Annotated in this window: 19 protein-coding genes; 16 read left to right on the top strand and 3 right to left on the bottom strand. The window is 31.4% G+C overall.

What is annotated here, in order from left to right:
- Nucleotides 1-276 precede the first annotated feature (276 nt).
- From JHL18_RS12015 to JHL18_RS11955, 13 genes are all read left to right on the top strand, one after another.
- Nucleotides 277-2,130, top strand: coding sequence for a TIGR03960 family B12-binding radical SAM protein (locus JHL18_RS12015; protein ID WP_200269458.1), 1,854 nt, complete (start codon nucleotides 277-279; stop codon nucleotides 2,128-2,130).
- The gene (locus JHL18_RS12010) at nucleotides 2,114-2,815 is read left to right on the top strand and encodes a TIGR03936 family radical SAM-associated protein (RefSeq protein ID WP_200269934.1); all 702 of its coding nucleotides are present in this window, start codon (nucleotides 2,114-2,116) and stop codon (nucleotides 2,813-2,815) included. Before JHL18_RS12015 ends, JHL18_RS12010 begins: the two co-directional genes overlap by 17 nt.
- Nucleotides 2,816-2,831: 16 nt before the next feature.
- Entirely contained in the window at nucleotides 2,832-4,265 is a 1,434-nt protein-coding gene (locus JHL18_RS12005; protein ID WP_200269456.1) for an Rne/Rng family ribonuclease, read from the top strand.
- 139 nt (nucleotides 4,266-4,404) lie between these two features.
- Nucleotides 4,405-4,716 (top strand): 50S ribosomal protein L21, encoded by a 312-nt coding sequence (rplU, locus tag JHL18_RS12000; RefSeq protein ID WP_183278640.1) that lies wholly within the window; start codon nucleotides 4,405-4,407, stop codon nucleotides 4,714-4,716.
- Nucleotide 4,717: 1 nt separating this feature from the next.
- Nucleotides 4,718-5,089, top strand: coding sequence for a ribosomal-processing cysteine protease Prp (locus JHL18_RS11995; protein WP_200269454.1), 372 nt, complete (start codon nucleotides 4,718-4,720; stop codon nucleotides 5,087-5,089).
- A 4-nt stretch (nucleotides 5,090-5,093) separates the two neighbouring features.
- Complete coding sequence (rpmA, locus tag JHL18_RS11990) at nucleotides 5,094-5,393, top strand: 50S ribosomal protein L27 (protein WP_200269452.1); 300 nt, start codon at nucleotides 5,094-5,096, stop codon at nucleotides 5,391-5,393.
- Nucleotides 5,394-5,599: 206 nt separating this feature from the next.
- Nucleotides 5,600-6,886: a GTPase ObgE gene (obgE, locus tag JHL18_RS11985; protein ID WP_200269450.1), complete on the top strand. Its 1,287-nt coding sequence runs from the start codon at nucleotides 5,600-5,602 to the stop codon at nucleotides 6,884-6,886.
- A 157-nt stretch (nucleotides 6,887-7,043) separates the two neighbouring features.
- Nucleotides 7,044-7,346, top strand: a complete 303-nt coding sequence (locus JHL18_RS11980; protein ID WP_200269448.1) for a YhbY family RNA-binding protein — start codon at nucleotides 7,044-7,046, stop codon at nucleotides 7,344-7,346.
- Nucleotides 7,347-7,352: 6 nt separating this feature from the next.
- Nucleotides 7,353-7,958 carry a nicotinate-nucleotide adenylyltransferase gene (nadD, locus tag JHL18_RS11975; protein ID WP_200269446.1) on the top strand — a complete coding sequence of 202 codons (606 nt, stop codon included), beginning with the start codon at nucleotides 7,353-7,355 and terminating at the stop codon, nucleotides 7,956-7,958.
- Between the two features lie 282 nt (nucleotides 7,959-8,240).
- Nucleotides 8,241-8,831, top strand: coding sequence for a bis(5'-nucleosyl)-tetraphosphatase (symmetrical) YqeK (yqeK, locus tag JHL18_RS11970; RefSeq protein ID WP_200269444.1), 591 nt, complete (start codon nucleotides 8,241-8,243; stop codon nucleotides 8,829-8,831).
- Nucleotides 8,832-9,053: 222 nt separating this feature from the next.
- Nucleotides 9,054-10,280 carry an LCP family protein gene (locus JHL18_RS11965; protein ID WP_200269442.1) on the top strand — a complete coding sequence of 409 codons (1,227 nt, stop codon included), beginning with the start codon at nucleotides 9,054-9,056 and terminating at the stop codon, nucleotides 10,278-10,280.
- 13 nt (nucleotides 10,281-10,293) lie between these two features.
- On the top strand, nucleotides 10,294-10,671 hold the full coding sequence (locus tag JHL18_RS11960) for a Rid family detoxifying hydrolase (protein ID WP_200269440.1): 378 nt from the start codon (nucleotides 10,294-10,296) through the stop codon (nucleotides 10,669-10,671).
- 13 nt (nucleotides 10,672-10,684) lie between these two features.
- A complete protein-coding gene (locus JHL18_RS11955) occupies nucleotides 10,685-11,641 on the top strand; it encodes an RluA family pseudouridine synthase (RefSeq protein WP_200269438.1) in 957 nt (318 codons plus the stop codon).
- 136 nt (nucleotides 11,642-11,777) lie between these two features.
- Here JHL18_RS11955 and JHL18_RS11950 read toward each other — a convergent pair whose 3' ends face one another.
- The gene (locus JHL18_RS11950; protein WP_200269436.1) at nucleotides 11,778-13,079 is read right to left on the bottom strand and encodes a serine hydrolase; all 1,302 of its coding nucleotides are present in this window, start codon (nucleotides 13,077-13,079) and stop codon (nucleotides 11,778-11,780) included.
- A 197-nt stretch (nucleotides 13,080-13,276) separates the two neighbouring features.
- Here JHL18_RS11950 and JHL18_RS11945 point away from each other — a divergent pair, with 197 nt between their 5' ends.
- Together JHL18_RS11945 and JHL18_RS11940 are read left to right on the top strand one after the other, a co-directional pair.
- Nucleotides 13,277-13,936 (top strand): ComEA family DNA-binding protein, encoded by a 660-nt coding sequence (locus JHL18_RS11945; protein ID WP_200269433.1) that lies wholly within the window; start codon nucleotides 13,277-13,279, stop codon nucleotides 13,934-13,936.
- 142 nt (nucleotides 13,937-14,078) lie between these two features.
- A complete protein-coding gene (locus tag JHL18_RS11940) occupies nucleotides 14,079-14,282 on the top strand; it encodes a DUF350 domain-containing protein (RefSeq protein ID WP_420839223.1) in 204 nt (67 codons plus the stop codon).
- A gap of 157 nt (nucleotides 14,283-14,439) precedes the next feature.
- Here the strand turns inward: JHL18_RS11940 and pgmB are convergent, their stop codons facing one another.
- Complete coding sequence (pgmB, locus tag JHL18_RS11935; RefSeq protein ID WP_200269431.1) at nucleotides 14,440-15,084, bottom strand: beta-phosphoglucomutase; 645 nt, start codon at nucleotides 15,082-15,084, stop codon at nucleotides 14,440-14,442.
- Nucleotides 15,085-15,544: 460 nt separating this feature from the next.
- Here pgmB and JHL18_RS11930 point away from each other — a divergent pair, with 460 nt between their 5' ends.
- Entirely contained in the window at nucleotides 15,545-16,546 is a 1,002-nt protein-coding gene (locus JHL18_RS11930; protein ID WP_200269429.1) for a substrate-binding domain-containing protein, read from the top strand.
- A gap of 477 nt (nucleotides 16,547-17,023) precedes the next feature.
- Here JHL18_RS11930 and glgP read toward each other — a convergent pair whose 3' ends face one another.
- Complete coding sequence (gene glgP, locus JHL18_RS11925; protein WP_200269427.1) at nucleotides 17,024-18,643, bottom strand: alpha-glucan family phosphorylase; 1,620 nt, start codon at nucleotides 18,641-18,643, stop codon at nucleotides 17,024-17,026.
- Nucleotides 18,644-18,661: the final 18 nt, after the last annotated feature.

The raw sequence follows: 18,661 nt of genomic DNA, 5'->3' as shown, positions 1-18,661 counted from the left end.
GGTATGATAAAATAATATGATGTAATTTTAAGAAGTATTTAAATATACTTCTTTTTTACTGTAAAGGAAGGAATATAATTTTTATGCTAACCTAACCTATTAGTTTCAATTTATTTGAATAGCTTTTTAGTTAATACAGTAAAAAAGAAAACTTATTGTCCTGCCAGAATTTCTTCACGTACGCTTAAGAAAAGGCAGATGCACAAAAAAAGTATAAGATTATTAAAGTAATAAAGTTTAAATTATTATATAGTGAAAAATCTAGGAGGAAAAATGATGGTTAGAATCACAGATGATATTTTATATAAAGTTGAGAAACCTGCTAGGTATGTTGGGGGAGAACTAAATCAGGTTATAAAAGATCCTAAAGAAGTAGACATTAGATTTGCTTTTTGTTTCCCTGACGTATACGAAGTTGGTATGTCACATTTAGGTTCAAGAATACTATATCATACTCTAAATGAGAGAAATGATACATATTGTGAAAGAGCTTATGCACCTTGGCCAGATATGGAGAAGGAGCTTAGAAAAAGTAATATTCCACTGTTTGCTCTTGAAACAAAAGATTCGCTAAATGAGTTTGATATCCTTGGATTCACTCTTCAATATGAGATGAGTTATACAAATATCTTAAATATGTTAAATCTATCTGGAATAACAATTAGAGCTTCTGAGAGAAGAGAAGAGGAACCTATAATCATGGCAGGGGGACCTTGTGCTTACAACCCAGAATCTTTATATGATATTGTTGACTTCTTCGAAATAGGAGAAGGTGAGGACATGATGAATGATGTTCTTGATGTATATAAAAAATATAAGGGTAAAGGGAAGAAAAAAGAGTTCCTTAGAGAAATATCTAAGATAAGAGGGATTTATGTTCCTTCTCTTTATGATGTTGAGTATAACGAAGATAATACAATTAAATCCTTTAAGCCTAAATATGAAGACGTGCCTGCTAAAGTTCAAAAGAGAGTTATAAACGATTTTGATAAGGTATCTTTCCCAGATAAATTTATAGTCCCTTATACTGAAATAGTACATGATAGAGTTGTACTTGAAGTATTTAGAGGATGTACAAATGGCTGTAGATTCTGTCAAGCTGGAATGATATATAGACCAGTAAGAGAAAAGTCAAGACAGACTCTATTAGAAAATGCAAGAAAGTTAGTTCAAGGTACTGGGTATGATGAAATATCATTATCTTCATTAAGCACCTGCGACTATTCAGATATACAGGGTTTAGTTACTGATTTAATTAATGAACATAGTGAAAAAAATGTTGGTGTTGCACTTCCTTCTATAAGAGTAGACGCATTTTCCGTTGATCTTATAAAGGAGATACAAAAAGTAAGAAAGAGTGGACTTACATTTGCTCCTGAAGCAGGATCTCAAAGAATGAGAGATGTTATAAACAAAGGTCTTACAGAAGAAAGAATACTTGAAGCTGCTAGAAGTGCCTTTGAATCAGGTTGGAGTAGTTTAAAATTATACTTTATGATAGGACTTCCTTATGAAACTGTAGAAGATGTAAGAGAGATAGGGAGCTTAGCTGAAAAAATTACTGCAGAATACTTTAAAGTTCCTAAGAATGTTAGAAATAAGGGGCTTAGAGTAACAGTAAGTACTTCAATACTTGTTCCTAAACCATTTACACCATTCCAATGGGCTCCTATGGAGAAAATTGAATTAGTATCAGAAAAGATATCAGCAGTTAGGGATTCTATAAAATCAAAAGCCATAATATATAACTATCATGCACAAAAAACTTCTTATATGGAAGCTTTATTTGCAAGAGGTGACAGAAGGCTTTGTGACGTGCTTGTAAAGGCATATGAAAAAGGTGCTAAGTTTGACGGATGGTCTGAGTACTTTAATTTTGAACTTTGGAAAGAAGCTTTAGAAGAATGCGGTATTGATGGAGATTTCTACTGCTATAGAGAAAGATCTTATGATGAAGTTTTACCTTGGGATTTCATTGATATTGGAATAAATAGAAAGTATTTAGAAATAGAAAATGAAAAAGCTAAGAAAGCAGTAGTTACTCAGAACTGTAGAGTTGGATGTACAGGCTGCGGAATAGACGTGAACTTTAAAGAAGGGAAGTGTTTTGCTGGTGCGATATCTAATTAAATTTACTAAAGAGAGCGATATTAAGTTTATTTCTCATCTTGACTTAATGAGAACTATACAAAGAGTAATAAGAAGAGCAGATCTTCCTATTGAGTATTCAAAGGGATTTAACCCACACATGAATCTATCAATAGCAAATCCTTTATCAGTGGGATTTTACTCTGAAGGAGATTATTTAGATATTGGCCTCGCAGAGGACTTAACTGAAGAGGAAGTAAAAGAAAGGTTAAATGCAAATTCTGCTAAGGGAATAAGATTTTTAGAGGCTGTTAAGATTATAAATAAAGAAAACGAGAAAAAAGTACCACAAGCTATGGCGCTTATCGATGCAGCAAGATATATTATTAAGATCAAATATAATGGAACAGAAAGCACTATATCTGAAGTTGAAAAGCTTATAGAACAAGCTGAATGGGTTACACTTAAGAAAAGTAAAAATGGCGAGAAGATGGTTGATATAAAGCCAATGGTAAAAGAAATTAAGTATTGGATTAATGAAGATAAACTCATACTTAATGCACTGATTAGCTGTGGAAGCAGGGAACATCTTTCTCCAGAACTATTAGCAACCTACATAAGAAGCAATACTTCAAAGTTTGAAGAAGAAGCCTTTATTGATATAAAAAGAGAGGAACTATATGCTCTTAAGGCTGAAAATTTAGTTCCGCTTTATAAATGTATATAATGTAAGGTAAAGTATTATGAGAGAACTTTTTATAGAAAGAAGAGAAAAGATCCTTAGGATTGCTATAAAGGAAAAAGGTACCTTAACAGAATGTTTTGTAGAAGAAGAAAATAATGAGCCGCTTCCAGGAGAGGTATATAAGGGAACTATAAAAAATATAGTACCTGCTATAGGTAGTGCTTTCGTAGATATTGGGCACGAAAAGAATGGATATTTGCACTTTGATATGAGAAAAAATCCTTTGAAAAAAGGGCAAGATATAATTGTTGAAATCTTAAGTGAAGGGTTTGGTAGTAAAGGACCTAAAGTTACTAGCCCTGTAAGTCTGCCAGGCAGATTTGTGGTAATGTCTAGGGGAGATAAAGAACTTCTTATATCTAAAAGAATAGAAGATGCTAGTATTAGAGATAATTTAAAAAGCACAATAGAAACAATTGAAGGTTTCTCTATAACCATAAGAACTAATGCCAAAGATGTATCACCTGATACTATAAAGCAGGAAATATATAAACTTAAAGATAGATATGAAGCTATCGAGAGAGAAGCTTTATATAGCTTAAAAAACAAAAAACTCTATGGAGAAGATGCACTTCTTCATAAGGTTTTAAGAGATAATATAAACAGTGATACATCAAAGATTGTTGTAGATTCTATGGCTGATTATTCTGCTGTAAAAGACTATATAGCTGATGATAAAAATATTGAATTAATAATACATAAGGAAATAAGAAGTTTATTTGACTATTACGGAATAGAAAAAGAGATACTTAATTTAAGAAACTCTAGAGTTAACTTAAAATGTGGTGGAAATATAGTTATTGATAAAACTGAAGCTATGTATGTGATTGATGTGAACTCAGCTAAGAATACTAGTGGGAAAAATTTTTCTAAAACCGCCGAAGAGACTAATGTTGAGGCAGCTAAAGAAATAGGAAGACAGATTAGACTTAGAAATCTTAGCGGTATAATAGTGGTAGATTTTATTGATATGGATAACTCTCAAGCTAAGAATAAAGTATATGCAGCCATAAAGGAAAGCCTTGAGGGTGATAGCAGTAGAGCTAGAGTATATCAGTTTACTGAACTAAATCTTCTGCAGATATCAAGAAGCAGAAGAGGAAAGAGTATTTATGATTATATAGAAGAAAACTGCGATATCTGTAATGGACATGGGAAAAGACTTAAAGGTTCTTATATAAAGCATCTAATTAAAAATGATATTATAAGAGTCGAAGGTGAAGGTAGCATCAAAGACTTCTATATAGAGCTAAAAGATGTATATGAAGACTATGTGGTGGGGGATAAGATACAATTCCTAAAGGATATAGGAGCACTAGATAAGAATATCTATGTCAAGTTTATAGATTCAATAGATTACTATAAACTCGAGCCCTTACTATTTAAAAATCAAATTGATGCTGTAAGTGATTACAAACTTCAATTTGAGTAGATTTATATATATTTAAAAATAACTTTACAAAATATGTCCAATATGGTAGAATGGCATTTGTGAACCGCACACATAAGGTCCCATAAACGATTGTACAATCGTACCTGAAGTGGCGAGACCGTAATGAGGAGGTGTTTTTATGTACGCAGTAGTTAAGACAGGTGGAAAACAATTCAGAGTTCAAGAAGGCGATGTTATATTCGTTGAAAAATTAGAAGCTGAAGTTGAAGCAACAGTTGAGTTAACAGAAGTTCTAGCAGTAGCTAAGGATGGAGAACTTAAGGTTGGTACACCAGTAGTAGAAGGTGCTAAAGTAGTAGCTAAGGTAGTTGCTCAAGGCAAGGCTAAGAAAATTATAGTTTTCAAGTACAAGAGAAAGAAAGACTATAGAAGAAAGAACGGCCACAGACAACCTTACACTAAGCTAGTTATCGAAAAAATAGAAGCTTAATATGATTAAGTTAGATATTTATACGACTAAGGATATTATAATTGGATTTAAGATACAAAATCATGCTCTTAGAGAAAGAGAAATGATTTTAGCTGGAGAAGCGTATGATATGATATGTAATTCAGTATCTGTATTATCTCAAAGTGTACTTATAGGCTTAGACGAAGTACTTAAGCTTAATGTACCATACGAAATGATGGATGGTTATATTAAGTTAGATCTTAGAGAGCTTGATGAAGAAGAACTTCAAAAAGCACAGGTCTTATTAAAAACTTTTGAGCTTAGTATAGACAGTATTTTATTATCCTTAGAGCAAAGTTTTGGAAAAAATAAAGCAGACCAATATATATATGTAAAAAAAGAGGAGGTGTAGTACTATGCTAATCATGAACCTTCAATTGTTCGCTCATAAAAAAGGAGTAGGTAGCTCCAAGAACGGTAGAGATTCTGAGTCAAAGAGACTTGGTGTTAAGTCAGCTGATGGACAATTTGTTCTTGCTGGAAACATACTTGTTAGACAAAGAGGAACAAAGATACATCCAGGTGCTAATGTAGGTAAAGGAAGCGATGATACTTTATTTGCAAAGATCGACGGAGTTGTTAAATTTGAAAGACTTGGAAGAGACAAGAAGAAAGCTTCTGTTTATCCAGTAGATATTCAAGAAATAGCTGAATAATCCTAGTTATAAAAGCACCCTTTTGTAAAAAGGGTGCTTTTCAAGTATTATGGATATGTATATTATTTGCATATAGAGGCTATCAATAATATATAGAGAGTAGTTAAAATATAAATCAAATTTAGTTTGTACTTGTTTTAAAATACCTAATAATTGGGCATTTTAAAACAAGTACAAACAAAAGTATAAGGTAAGGTGATGAACTTATGTTTATAGATACGGCCAAAGTTTATGTAAAAAGCGGAGATGGTGGTAATGGATCTGTATCTTTTAGAAGAGAAAAATACATACCTCTTGGAGGCCCAGATGGTGGAGATGGCGGAAGAGGCGGAGATGTTATAATTGAAGTAGATACAGGTATAACAACACTTTTAGATTTTAAATATACTAGAAAGTTCATAGCAGAAAGAGGCGTTAATGGGTCAGGTTCGAAATGCTATGGAAAAGATGGTGAAGATCTTATAATTAAGGTTCCTATGGGCACTTTAGTTAGAGATGTTGAAACTCAAAAGATAATGGCAGATCTTTCTCACCCAGATGATAAATATGTTATCGGAAGAGGTGGAAAAGGCGGTAAGGGAAATGCTAAATTTGCAACTCCTACGAGACAGGCACCAAACTTTGCAGAACCTGGAATGCCAGGAGAAGAAAGATGGATAGAGCTAGAATTAAAACTTTTAGCAGATGTAGGTTTACTTGGATTTCCTAATGTAGGAAAGTCAACTTTCTTATCAGTAGTAACTAAAGCTAAACCAAAGATCGCTAACTACCACTTTACAACTTTAAAACCAAACCTAGGTGTTGTAAGTGTTCCTGGAATTGATGGTTTTGTAATGGCCGATATACCAGGTATAATCGAAGGAGCAGCTGAAGGCGTAGGCTTAGGTCTTGATTTCCTTAGACATATAGAAAGAACAAGACTTTTAATTCACGTGGTAGATATCTCTGGAGTTGAAGGAAGAGATGCTATTGAAGATTTTATAAAGATAAATGAAGAACTTAAGAAATATAGTGTTAAACTTTGGGATAGACCTCAAATAGTTGTTGCCAACAAAGCAGATATGCTATATGATGAAGAAGTTTTTGAAGATTTCAAGAAAAAGCTTAACGAAATGGGTTATGATAAAGTATTTAAGATGAGTGGAGCTACTTATGAAGGTGTTGAAGCTGTAGTAAAAGAAGCCGCTAGAATGCTTAAAGAAATACCTATAACTGAATTGGAAATAAAAGAAGAAGATAAATTTGTACCAGAAGAAAAGAAATTTACTTATGATATAAGAGTTGAAGAAGAAGATGGCATTAAAGTTTATATTGTAGAAGGAACTTTCGTAGAGAGACTTTTAAATTCTGTAAATGTTAATGAACCAGATTCTTTGAAATATTTCCATAAGGTTCTTAGAAACAAGGGTGTACTTGATGAGTTAAGAGCAATGGGAATAGAAGATGGCGATGTAGTAAGACTTAGAGATTTTGAATTCGAATATTTACTATAATTGAAAATCTTTTATCTTAAACATTAAATTATTAATTGGTATATATCATAGAATAATTTAAGAAATGATTTTAAATCAAGGAGATATTGGTAGTATAGAAAATATCTCCTTTCAAAATATTTTTATTATATAACTTTAAACAAGGGAGGAAAATAAATTGATCACGACAAAACAGAGAGCATATCTTAGATCGCTAGCAAACGGTATAAGCCCTATATTTCAATTAGGTAAGAATGGTATAGAAGAACCATTTTTAAAGCAAATACGTGATGCACTTGAAGCTAGAGAACTAATCAAAATAACAGTGTTAGAAAACAGTGGTTATGGAACTAGAGAAGCTTCAGATGTTATATGTGAAGAAATAGGATGTGAAGGAATTCAAGCTATCGGAAGTAAAATAGTTTTATTTAAACAATCACAAAAAAATCCTAAAATAGAATTGCCAAAAGGTGATAAATAGCATATTATGTCAAAGAAAATAGGAATACTCGGGGGAACCTTTGATCCTATTCATAATGGACATATATATATAGCTTATGAAGCTAAGCGATTATTGGATTTAGATGAAGTTATTTTTATGCCGAGCGGAAGTCCACCACATAAAGATGAGAAAAATGTAACTGATAGTCATTTAAGATATGAAATGGTTGATTCAGCTATAAGATGCTATGATGGTTTTGTGACAAGTGACTATGAAGTAAACAAGCAAGGTCTAAGTTATACGTATGAAACACTGATGCATTTTAAAGATACTCTTAAAGAGGCAGAGTTATATTTTATAACTGGTGCTGACTGTTTGATAGATCTTGAAAAATGGAAAAGTGTCGATTTAATAATGGATAACTGCAATTTTGTAGTGTTTAATAGACCTGGATATACTAAAGAAGAACTCTATGATGAAAAAAGATTGGTGGAGCAAAAATATAACAAAGAAATTATATTTTTAGATCTCTTGCAATTAGATATTTCATCTACCTGGATCAGGCAAAGAATCAGAGACGGTTATATGGTTGATTTTTTTATACCTGATGAAGTTAGTAAAATCATTAGAGAGAATAGATTGTATTTATAGATAAAATATTATCCTAAATTTTTAACTTTTTAGTTGTTTATTTAGGATTATTTTTTTACTTTTTATAATCACTAAAAGATTTAAAGCATCTTTAACTCAGATAGTACATTATATGATTCCAACTTCAACTACTAAGTTATGCATGCCGCGCAAATCCTCAGTAGCCACGATTTTCGAACATGCATAACTTAAGTTTTCGTAATGGAATCCTATAAAGGGTTCCTGTGTCGAAACTCAAGTTGCCTTAATGGAAAACCATAAATTATAATTGGGGGGATTTATATGTGGTCATACGAAGAAATTGATGAATATTTAAAACAAAATCTTACGGAAAGCAGATATAAACACACAATGGGTGTTGTATATACTGCTGAACTCTTAGCAGAAAAGAATGGCGAATCTAAAGAAAGAGCAAGAATAGCTGCTTTAGTTCATGATTGCGCTAAGAATATGAAAATAGCTGAACAATTTGAGTTTTTAAAGTCTAGGCATTTAGATATAGATGAAATTACAGTTAATTCCCCTCAGATACTTCATGGAATTGTTGGTTCGATTATTGCAAAAGAAGTTATGGGGATTACAGATGAAGAGATATTAAGTGCAGTGAAACATCATACCACAGGAAAGAAATCTATGACTTTATTAGAAGAGATAATATATATTGCTGATTATATTGAGCCTAATAGGAGCTATAGTGGTGTTGAAGAATTGAGACAGTTGACTTTTGATAACCTTGATGAAGGTACTTTAAAAGGCTTTGATAATACTATAACTTACGTAATAAAACTTGGGCAGATTGTGCATCCATTAAGTATTGACGCACGTAATGATTTATTAATAAAAATAAAAAATCAAAAGCATAGATTAGTGTAAAAACTAATCTATGCTTTTGATTTTTGAAGATTATTGGTGTATATGTGTGAAATTTAATGTTGCAAATACATTGTGATTAATTTACAATGGAAAAAGATGTAAAATAATTAGTTTTATAAAGATTAAATTGTTGAGATATAGGTCAAGCAGTTTTGGCAAGAATTAAAAATATGCAATCAAGTGGCTTTTTAAAATATTTTGTCAGCTTAGAGGGTGAGAAAGATGAAATCAGAAAAATCGATCAATAGTAAATTAAAAACAAGTCTTTTAGCACTTTTAATATTGCTAATAATTATTTCATTGGGAACAGGTGCTTTTTTCTATAAGTACTTAGGGAAATTCAACAAAAATTACGATGGCAAAGCTGTTGAAAAAGATGTCTCTTTACCTACAAATGTTTTATTTCTTGGTATGGATGTTGGAGATCCTAAACAAAAGGATAATGATAGTATAAAAAGAACTGATACAATAATGTTAGTTCACTTAGTTCCAAAAGAAAAAAAAGCATATATAGTGTCAATTCCAAGAGATATGATGATAAAGATAAAGAATTCTAGTCAAAAGATAAATGCAGCTTTCTCTATAGGTGGTGACAGCGCTATAAAACAGGCGGTAGAAGGCATCATGGATATTCCGATAGATTATCTAGTGAAATTGAATTATGAAGGCTTTAGGAGCTTTGTAGATGCTATTGGTGGAGTAGAGATGACTATAGATAGAAATATGTATTATGATGATGCAGCTCAAAATCTTCACATAAATTTTAAAAAGGGTGAAACAGTGCTTCTAGATGGAAAGAAAGCAGAAGAATTTTTTAGGTGGAGAAAAAATAATGATGGAACTGGACTAGTGAACGGAGATTTAGACAGAATAGACAATCAACATAAATTTATTGAAAAAGTAGTTGAAAAATGTACTTCGGTTGCTATTATACCAAAGTTAGGAAAGATACTTGATGTACTGCCTCAGTATATAGAAACTGACATACCTCCAAAAACTTTGCTAGCCTTAGGAAAAGAGGGAATGAGCCTGAAAAAGGAAAATGTAAAAATGTATACTTTAAAAGGTGTGCCAAGAACAATAGATAGCATATCCTATCTTATTTATGATAAGGAAGCCAATAGTGATATAATTGCCTTAATATCAGGCCAAAAGGTCAATGAGCCTAATGGGGGAGTTCTTAAATCTTCATTAAAAATAAAGGTGCTAAATGCAACAAAGGTTCAGGGGCTTGCCTCAAAATGCATGAAGGATTTAGAAACAAAAGGATATAAGAATATAGAAATAGGTAATACAAAAGAGTCTAGTAAAAGTGAAGTTCAATTAAAGGATCAGAAACTAAAAGATATAGTTTCTAGCGATATAAATATAAACAAATTTTCAACTATAGGAAAAAATGATGAAAATTTTGATATAATCATTATATTAGGTAAAGATTATAAGAACTAGAGGAGGATAAGAAGTGAAAAATATAATTTCTACAGATAATGCACCAAAAGCAATAGGACCATATAGTCAAGGTATAAGTATTAAAAATCTTGTTTTTACCTCAGGACAAATACCGCTTGATCCAGCTACAGGAGAACTCATCACCGAAATTAAAGCAGCTACTAGAAGGTCAATGCTAAATGTTAAGGCCATACTAGAGAAAGCAGGTAGCTCTTTAGATAATATAATAAAAGTAACAATTTTCTTAAAAAACATGGATGATTTTAATTCGGTTAATGAAGTTTACGGAGAATTTTTCAAAGAAAATCCTCCAGCAAGAAGCTGTGTGGAGATTAGTAGATTGCCTAAAGATGCAGTTATAGAGATAGAGGTTATAGCTTTAAAAAAATAGATAGGAGAACTATATGAGCTACATAAGAGAAGTAGTTCCCAAAGAGTATGAGGGAAGAAAAATAAGAGATTTTCTTAAAGAGAAGTTAGGATTATCTACTAGACTTATAAGAGGAGCAGCTATTGACGGAAGAATTAAATCCAACAATATAGTTGTAAAAATGAATTATGTACTGAAATTTAACGATAACATAGAAGTTAATGTATCGAAAAATGAAAGTCAGAATATAGAACCAGAAAAAATGGATTTAAAGATAGTATATGAAGATGAAGATATTATAGTAATAAATAAAGATCCATTTATGGTAGTTCATCCAACAAAAAGCCATCAGTCTGGTACGCTGGCAAATGGAGTAATAAATTATTTTAATGAAACTAATCAAAGCTGTATAGTTAGATTAGTGAGTAGATTAGATATGAATACTTCAGGACTTATAATAATAGCAAAGAATCAATATGCTCATATGGCTTTATCAAAACAAAATGCAATGGATAAAGACAAAGAAGGAAATATAAAAGAGCATAGCAGGGATAGTATTGAAATTGAGAAAAGATATATTGCTATAGTTCATGGAAATCTAGAATCTACAGAAGGTACTCTAGATCTTCCAATACATAGACCAGGACCAGAGTCTATAAAGAGAATTGTTGATGAGCAAGGCCAAAGAAGTGTAACTCATTACAAGGTAATAGAAAGGCTTAATGGAGCAGATGTAGTAGAATGCAAGCTTGAAACAGGTAGAACTCATCAAATAAGAGTTCATTTAAATCATATTGGACATCCGATTTTCGGTGATACCTTATACGGTAGCGAAGAGGATGAAGAATATATAAAAAGGCAGGCATTACATGCTTACAGATTAGATTTTCAAAGTCCAAGAAGTAAAAAGTCTTTATCTCTCAAGGCGGATTTACCAGAGGATATGAAGAAGCTTATTGATAGTATGAGTATTACGGATAATGATAAATAGAAATAGAAATAGAAATAGAAATAGAAATACCATCCTGCGTTTATGCAAGATGGTGTTTTTTATTCTTTGGAATTTATAACTCAATTATATATATGTATAAATATAAACAACAACTTAAAGTATAATATGGTTTAAATTATTGAACTATATCATTGTACTTTTGTTTTATTATAGATTGTTTTTTCTTGAAGTTTATATATTTTCTTAAAGTTATAAAAAATATAGAAACAACAGCTATAGAAAGTGCTAATACAAAAGGTTTTATATTTTTATAAGCAGTAGATGAGGGTAAAAGACCTTTATATTCTCTGTCAATGTTTGAAGCTAGTTTTAAACCACATAGATCTTTTCCTTTTACAGTGACAGTAGAATCTAAAATCTCATCTCCTTGTTTAAAAGAAGCTTTTTCTAAATTTGTATCTTTTATTTGTATCTTAGGAGTTAGATAGTTTTTTATATCTGCTTCTGAAATATTTTGCTTATAATCATTTTTATTTATCAAATAATACACGTCTTTTGTAGCTACAAGCGGTATATTAAGAGATTTAGTTACATTGTAGTTTGCAACCTCAGTACCTTTACTATAAAGCTTTATAGATTCATAATTATTAAAGCCATAATCAAAAAGCTTTATTGCATCTGGAAAATAGTTTTGCTTACTTTGAGAGTATAGCATTGACACAATTAATACGTGTCCATCTTTTTCTGCGGCACCTGTAAAGGTGTGCTTTGATAAAGTGGTATACCCAGTTTTTCCAGCTAAAGCATACTTGTATTCAAAAGGAGAGTTTTTCCTAATAAGTTCATCCTTTGTAGAAACCCATTTCTCATTTCCATCTAAATTGCTTGGTGGAAATTTATAAACTTGAGTTCTGCATATTTTCACAAAAGTAGGGTTTTTTATAGCTTCTTTAAGTATCAAAGATAAATCGTGAGCAGTGGTTAAGTGACCAGATTCGTATAAGCCACTAGGATTAACGAAATTTGTATTGGTTGCACCTAATGTTTTTGCTCTGTCGTTCATCATCTTAATGAAGTTATCCATTGATCCACCTACATGTTCTGCAAGAGCTTCTGCACAATCATTAGCAGATTCAAGTAGTAATCCATGCAAGAGATCATTAACGGTATATATTTCTCCTTCTCTTAGTCCTATGGAGGTTCCTTCAGCTGTAGGCGGTACTTTGCTTATGGTAACCTTATCATCTAGTTTTGCTTTTTCTAATGTAAGGAGTGCTGTCATCACCTTTGTTGTAGAAGCTGGTGCCATAGGCTTATTATCATTTTTTCCATATATAATCTCACCAGTATTTACATCCATCAATACTGCAGCTTCAGACTCTATATCTGGTGGTGTGGTAGCTGCCTTAGCATTTATGTTTCCTGACATGAGCAGGCATAACGAAAATATAGTAAAGAAACTAAATATCTTTTTCATATGTGTCCCCCATATATGTATTTAACAAACATTAGTATATCAAATATATACAAATTCTGCTATATATTTTTGATTATATGTCAATAATTATAAAAGTATTGTGAATAAAAGTTGATAACATTAAATCTATAATTATTTTTAAAAACTGCTAACACTTGCATAAATTTTTAATATTTTTGATTAGAGGTGATAATTCAATGAAGAAAAAGGAAAAAATTATTGGATCACTTATTATATTTGCGGTCCTAATTATATTTTTAACTATAGGATATTTTAACACAACCAAAAGAGATTTAACACAGAAAGATATGGAAGACATGTTTGTGGAAGTCAATAAGAGCGATGCTAAACAAACTAGTGTAGATAAATCAGATAAAAAAGAAGTCAGTAATACAAACAATAAGAAAGTAATAGTAGAGATAAAAGGGGAAGTGAAAAAGCCAGATGTATATTATTTAGATGAAGGCAGTATAGTTAAAGATCTTATTCAGCAAGCTGGAGGGTTAAGTGAAAAAGCAGATATAACAGCTGTAAATCAAGCAAAAAAACTTGTTAATAATGAATGTATTATTATAAATAATAAGGATCAAGTAAATTCTAATATAGTAAATAAAGACATAAACAAAGAAGTTAGTGTTTCAGCTGCGGTAAGTGAGTCTGACAGTATAATTAATATTAATACTGCTTCAAAGGATGACTTGGATAAGATTCCAGGAATAGGTGCTGTTACTGCTGAGAAAATTATAGAATACAGAGAGAAGAATAATGGATTTAAGAGTATTGAAGACATAAAGAAAGTAGATAGAATAGGAGATAAGATGTTTGAGAAGATAAAAGATAAAATATCGATTAACTAAACTGATTTTTTATATTTTATTTAAGTACTAGTTCCTAGTTAAGATTGTTGCATTTATAAAAAGCTATATTATATAAAAATCTTTACTATACAATCCTATTATATGGTAAAATATTAGTAGTATATATTAAGGAGGGATTATTGTGGAGGTTTTAGCAAATCTTGGGTTAAGTTTATTGTTTGGACTATTAGGAATAGTTATTATGGCAGTTGGTTATGTAATATTTGACAAGTTGATACCTGCAGATTTTAATAAGGAATTAGAAAATAAAAATACTGCAGTAGCTATAGTTATTGCTGGGATGTTAATAGGTGTGGCAATAATAGTATCTAAGGTAATAGCATAAAAGTAGAGGAAACATTTAAGCTTTAATACTTAAACATTCGTGGGTTGTAACGAATGTTAATGTAAGTAAAGGCTTCCTACATTGAAACTTAAGTTAGGAATCCTATAATATAGCTTAGATGTTTCCTCTTTATTTAGCTTTTTATTATTTAAATATATTAAAATTCCAGTATAGTTAAGTCAGCATCTTTAAGATTAGGAATAACCTTTGTAGCTTTTCCTAAGGTCTCCACAGAACCAATTCCTATAGATTGCATGCCAGCTCTTATAGCTGCTTCTATTCCAGCTTCAGCATCTTCGAAAACAACACAATCTTTAGGATCTAAGTCAAGTTCCTTTGCAGCTAATAAAAATACTTCAGGATCAGGTTTAGCTTCAGAAACCTTGTTTCCATCTATTATTGCATCAAAGTATTTTGTTAGTTCTAGGTTGTTAAGTATCATCATAGAATTCTTTGAAGCAGAGCCTAAAGAAACCTTTATACCTTCAGATCTTATTGCTTCTAGAAAGTTTTCAACTCCAGGCAAAATTTCATCTTTATTCATTCTAGATATGTATTCTACATACCATTCATTCTTTTTAGCAGCTAAAGCTAGTTTTTCAGCTTCACTTAAGGTAACATTACCTATAGAAAGAAGTATTTCCAAGGAAGCCATTCTACTAACACCTTTTAATCTTTCGTTATCTTTTTCTGTGAAGTCAAAGCCTAATTCATTAGCAAGTCTTCTCCAAGCTAAATAGTGGTATTTAGCTGTGTCAACTATTACTCCATCTAAATCAAAAATACAACCTTTTACGTGCATAAATCATTACCCCCATAATATTTAAACGTTTAACCTAATTATAAAATATCATAATATATTTTTCTATCTTTATTGATATATTAGTGTAAAGATTAGAAAAAGCTATAAAAAACTTTATAAAACTTTGTATTTATTATAGAGAAAAAAATATAGGATTGAGTTTTATTTGTGCAATCGGTTGGAATGGAAAAATAACGATTAAGATTGTAAGTCTAAAATTGTAATTTAACGTGAACAATTCTCGCTTTTTATCATTATTGGTAGTATAATTGATGGTATGTTCTTATATTTCATCAATAATTGATTTGAAATATAAGATTATTACTTTGAATTGAAATTTTAAAAGCTTAATAGGGTATATCTAATCGATTACTTTGAAATAAATGATTTGACTAGATTGGCTAATTAAAAAAATAAATAGGTATAAAAAGTGGAATTTTGTATTAGGAGGTATATTATAGTGAATGTAACAATAAAGGACGTAGCAAGAGAGGCAAACGTTTCACCATCAACTGTTTCAAGAGTTTTGGCTGGAAATCCTAGAATAAGTGATGAAACTAAAGAGAAGGTAATGGAAACAGTAAAGAGACTTAATTATCACCCTAATGTGATAGCAAGAAGTTTAGCAAACAATGTTACCAAAATTTTAGGACTTATATTGCCAAGTGGTGAGGAAGATTTGTTTAGGAATCCTTTCTTTATCCAAGTCATGACTGGGATAAGTATATATGCTCAAAAAATGGGGTATTCAATAGTTTATACATTTAGCAAGAATGAAGAAGAAGAGATAGCTTTTTTAGCTAATTATATAAATAGTAAAATGGTAGATGGTATGCTTCTACTTACTACAAGATCTGAAGATAAGTGTGTAGAATATTTAAATGAAAGACAATTTCCGTTTGTAATAGTAGGTAGACCAGAAGTTTCAGCAGATATATTATGGGTAGATAATGATAATAGAAGAGCCATGTATGATGTAACAAAAAACTTGATAGATAAAGGCCATGATGATATAGCTTTTATTGGAGGACCTTCTGAGAGAACCATGTCTAAGGATAGACTTAGTGGTTATAAAGATGCTTTACTGGAAGCTAATATTAGTATTGATGAAAAGTTAATACTTCAGATGGACGACTTTACTGAGACTCATGGATATGAGGCTTGCTCTTCTATACTTGAGTATAGAAAACCTAGTGCAATAGTGACTACAGATGATTTGTTAGCCTTCGGGGTTTCAAAAAGACTTAAGGAAGAAAAAATAAAGGATGTATGGCTTGTAGGGTTTAACAATATACCTTTATCAGAATATCAAAATCCACCATTGTCAACAGTAGATATTAATGCTAAGAAGTTAGGGTATTATGCTACAAAGCTGTTAATTGATAGATTACAGCAAAAAGAGCAGGAACTGGATCATTATATTATAGAAACTAAGTTTATCGAAAGAGAATCCACTAAATAGTCTAATAAGTTCTATTTTTTTACTGTATGATTTGGGAATCAATTTAGGTTAGTTGAAATTACTAGCTTTTAGTGTTTTAAAATCTTGTGATTAAATGTAAAAAATAAAGGGAGTGCTAAAAAGCACTCCCTAATATTTTGTTAATGATATATTAAACTTGTATTAAGATTATATAATGAAATTAATGACTTTACAACATTAATAATTTTTAAATTGTTGAAATTAAGTGGTCATTCGTCCGATGCTTTAATGAGCTTACGCAGAGAATTAATATGATTTTATCATATTTCATGGCTAAAACTGTAAACTCACTACGTTCGAACAGTACAGTTTTTTTACGCCATTCTATCTGAAAAAATCATTTAATTCTAGTTGCTCGCTCATATAGCATCTCCTGCATAACCACTTAATTTCAAAAAAGTATTAAGAATTAAGTGGAATTATATTATTTATGTTGTAGGGTTGCAAGTCTTTATATTATTTTTTTATATACATAAGGTTATAGTATTCATCAAGCATTCTCTTTACTGCAAATTGTTCTCTGCAGCTTACGATAGAAGCCTTCATCATTTGAAGCCATTTTTCTCTGTTTTCATAGTAAGTAGGGATAACTTCAGTTAGAAGAACATCATATAATGCCTTTAAATCATGAGCATCAAGCTCTTCAAGTGTAGCAAAGTCACTAACTCCCTTGCCATCACCAAATTGCCAGCCATTTACACCGTGATCACAAGCTTCTGGCCACCATCCATCAAGGATAGAGAAGTTAAGAACACCATTCATAGCAGCTTTCATACCTGAAGTTCCTGAAGCTTCTAAAGGTCTTCTTGGATTGTTAAGCCATACATCAGAACCTCTTGTAAGAGCTTTTCCAATAGTCATATCATAATTTTCTAAGAATACAACTGAGTTTGGATACTTCTTAGTCATTTCAACTATATTGGCAACTATTTTCTTTCCAGTATCATCTAGAGGATGAGCTTTTCCAGAGAATACTATTTGAAGTTTACCTTCTTTTAATAATGGTTCTATAACTTCAGGATCACTAAATATTAGATTACTTCTCTTATATGGTGCTGCTCTTCTTGAGAAACCTACAAGTAGTTTATCAGCATCTAAGGTAACACCAGTTCTTTCATTTACAAACTTTATAAGGTCCCTCTTATTTTTCATATGAGTTTCCCAAAGGTCGCCTTCACCAGCAGCAGCAGCAAGCATAGCTGAATCTACCCAGGTTGGAGTGTGAATAGCATTTGTTATTCCTATGATTTCAGGTCTTTCGCTTACACCTTCCCACATTTTGTTTGCAGTTTCCATATGAAGTTGTGCTACACCATTAGCTATTCTTGACATCTTTAGGGCACCTACAGTCATGTTGAATGGAGCTCCACCAAGACTTACAAGTTGTTCTACAGTTAACCCATTGTTAGCACCCATATACATTAATATATCTAGTGTATGAGATTCATTTCCTTCAACTATTGGAGTGTGAGTTGTGAATACAACTTCTTCTCTTGTTACTTTTAAAGCTTCGTTAAAAGTAAGACCAGCTTCCATTTTTTCTCTTAGAAGCTCAAAGCCTGCGAATAGAGCATGACCTTCATTGAAATGATAAACTTCAGCTTCATAACCTAAAGCTCTTAAAACTCTAACTCCGCCTATACCAAGTACCATTTCTTGAGCTATTCTTTCTTCACCAAACCAACCATAAAGCTGGCCTGTTATCCATGTATCTGCATTTTCAGGGATATCAGTATCTAGAAGGTAAAGAGGGCATACGCCAAATTCAACAACCTTCCATACTTTTATAGTAACATCTCTTTGTCTTATCTTTACTTTAACCTTTATACCTGTATCTTCAAGGCAATCGTATTGTTGATTTGTGTAGCTATCATATGGCTGACCTTCTTCGTTTATTCTTTGGTCAGTATAACCTTGCTTCCACTTTATACCTAGACCAACCATAGGGAAGTCATGATCCTTTACACCTTTCATGTAATCGCCAGCTAAGATACCAAGACCTCCGGCATAAGTTTTTATTGATGCATCAAGACCATATTCCATACAAAAATATGCAACATTAGGTAATTTACTCATAAATAATCCTCCCATCTA

The organism is Clostridium yunnanense, from assembly GCF_016595795.1.
In the GTDB taxonomy this organism is placed as follows: domain Bacteria; phylum Bacillota; class Clostridia; order Clostridiales; family Clostridiaceae; genus Clostridium_AR; species Clostridium_AR yunnanense.
This window is presented reverse-complemented; position numbering and strand designations above follow the sequence as displayed.

Excerpts from the sequence above, each read along its gene's own strand:
- JHL18_RS12015 (WP_200269458.1), top strand. The coding sequence starts at position 277 with ATGGTTAGAATCACAGATGATATTTTATATAAAGTTGAGAAACCTGCT.
- JHL18_RS12005 (WP_200269456.1), top strand. The coding sequence starts at position 2,832 with ATGAGAGAACTTTTTATAGAAAGAAGAGAAAAGATCCTTAGGATTGCT.
- rplU (WP_183278640.1), top strand. The coding sequence starts at position 4,405 with ATGTACGCAGTAGTTAAGACAGGTGGAAAACAATTCAGAGTTCAAGAA.
- JHL18_RS11995 (WP_200269454.1), top strand. The coding sequence starts at position 4,718 with ATGATTAAGTTAGATATTTATACGACTAAGGATATTATAATTGGATTT.
- rpmA (WP_200269452.1), top strand. The coding sequence starts at position 5,094 with ATGCTAATCATGAACCTTCAATTGTTCGCTCATAAAAAAGGAGTAGGT.
- obgE (WP_200269450.1), top strand. The coding sequence starts at position 5,600 with ATGTTTATAGATACGGCCAAAGTTTATGTAAAAAGCGGAGATGGTGGT.
- nadD (WP_200269446.1), top strand. The coding sequence starts at position 7,353 with ATGTCAAAGAAAATAGGAATACTCGGGGGAACCTTTGATCCTATTCAT.
- yqeK (WP_200269444.1), top strand. The coding sequence starts at position 8,241 with ATGTGGTCATACGAAGAAATTGATGAATATTTAAAACAAAATCTTACG.
- JHL18_RS11965 (WP_200269442.1), top strand. The coding sequence starts at position 9,054 with ATGAAATCAGAAAAATCGATCAATAGTAAATTAAAAACAAGTCTTTTA.
- JHL18_RS11955 (WP_200269438.1), top strand. The coding sequence starts at position 10,685 with ATGAGCTACATAAGAGAAGTAGTTCCCAAAGAGTATGAGGGAAGAAAA.
- JHL18_RS11950 (WP_200269436.1), bottom strand. The coding sequence starts at position 13,079 with ATGAAAAAGATATTTAGTTTCTTTACTATATTTTCGTTATGCCTGCTC.
- JHL18_RS11945 (WP_200269433.1), top strand. The coding sequence starts at position 13,277 with ATGAAGAAAAAGGAAAAAATTATTGGATCACTTATTATATTTGCGGTC.
- pgmB (WP_200269431.1), bottom strand. The coding sequence starts at position 15,084 with ATGCACGTAAAAGGTTGTATTTTTGATTTAGATGGAGTAATAGTTGAC.
- glgP (WP_200269427.1), bottom strand. The coding sequence starts at position 18,643 with ATGAGTAAATTACCTAATGTTGCATATTTTTGTATGGAATATGGTCTT.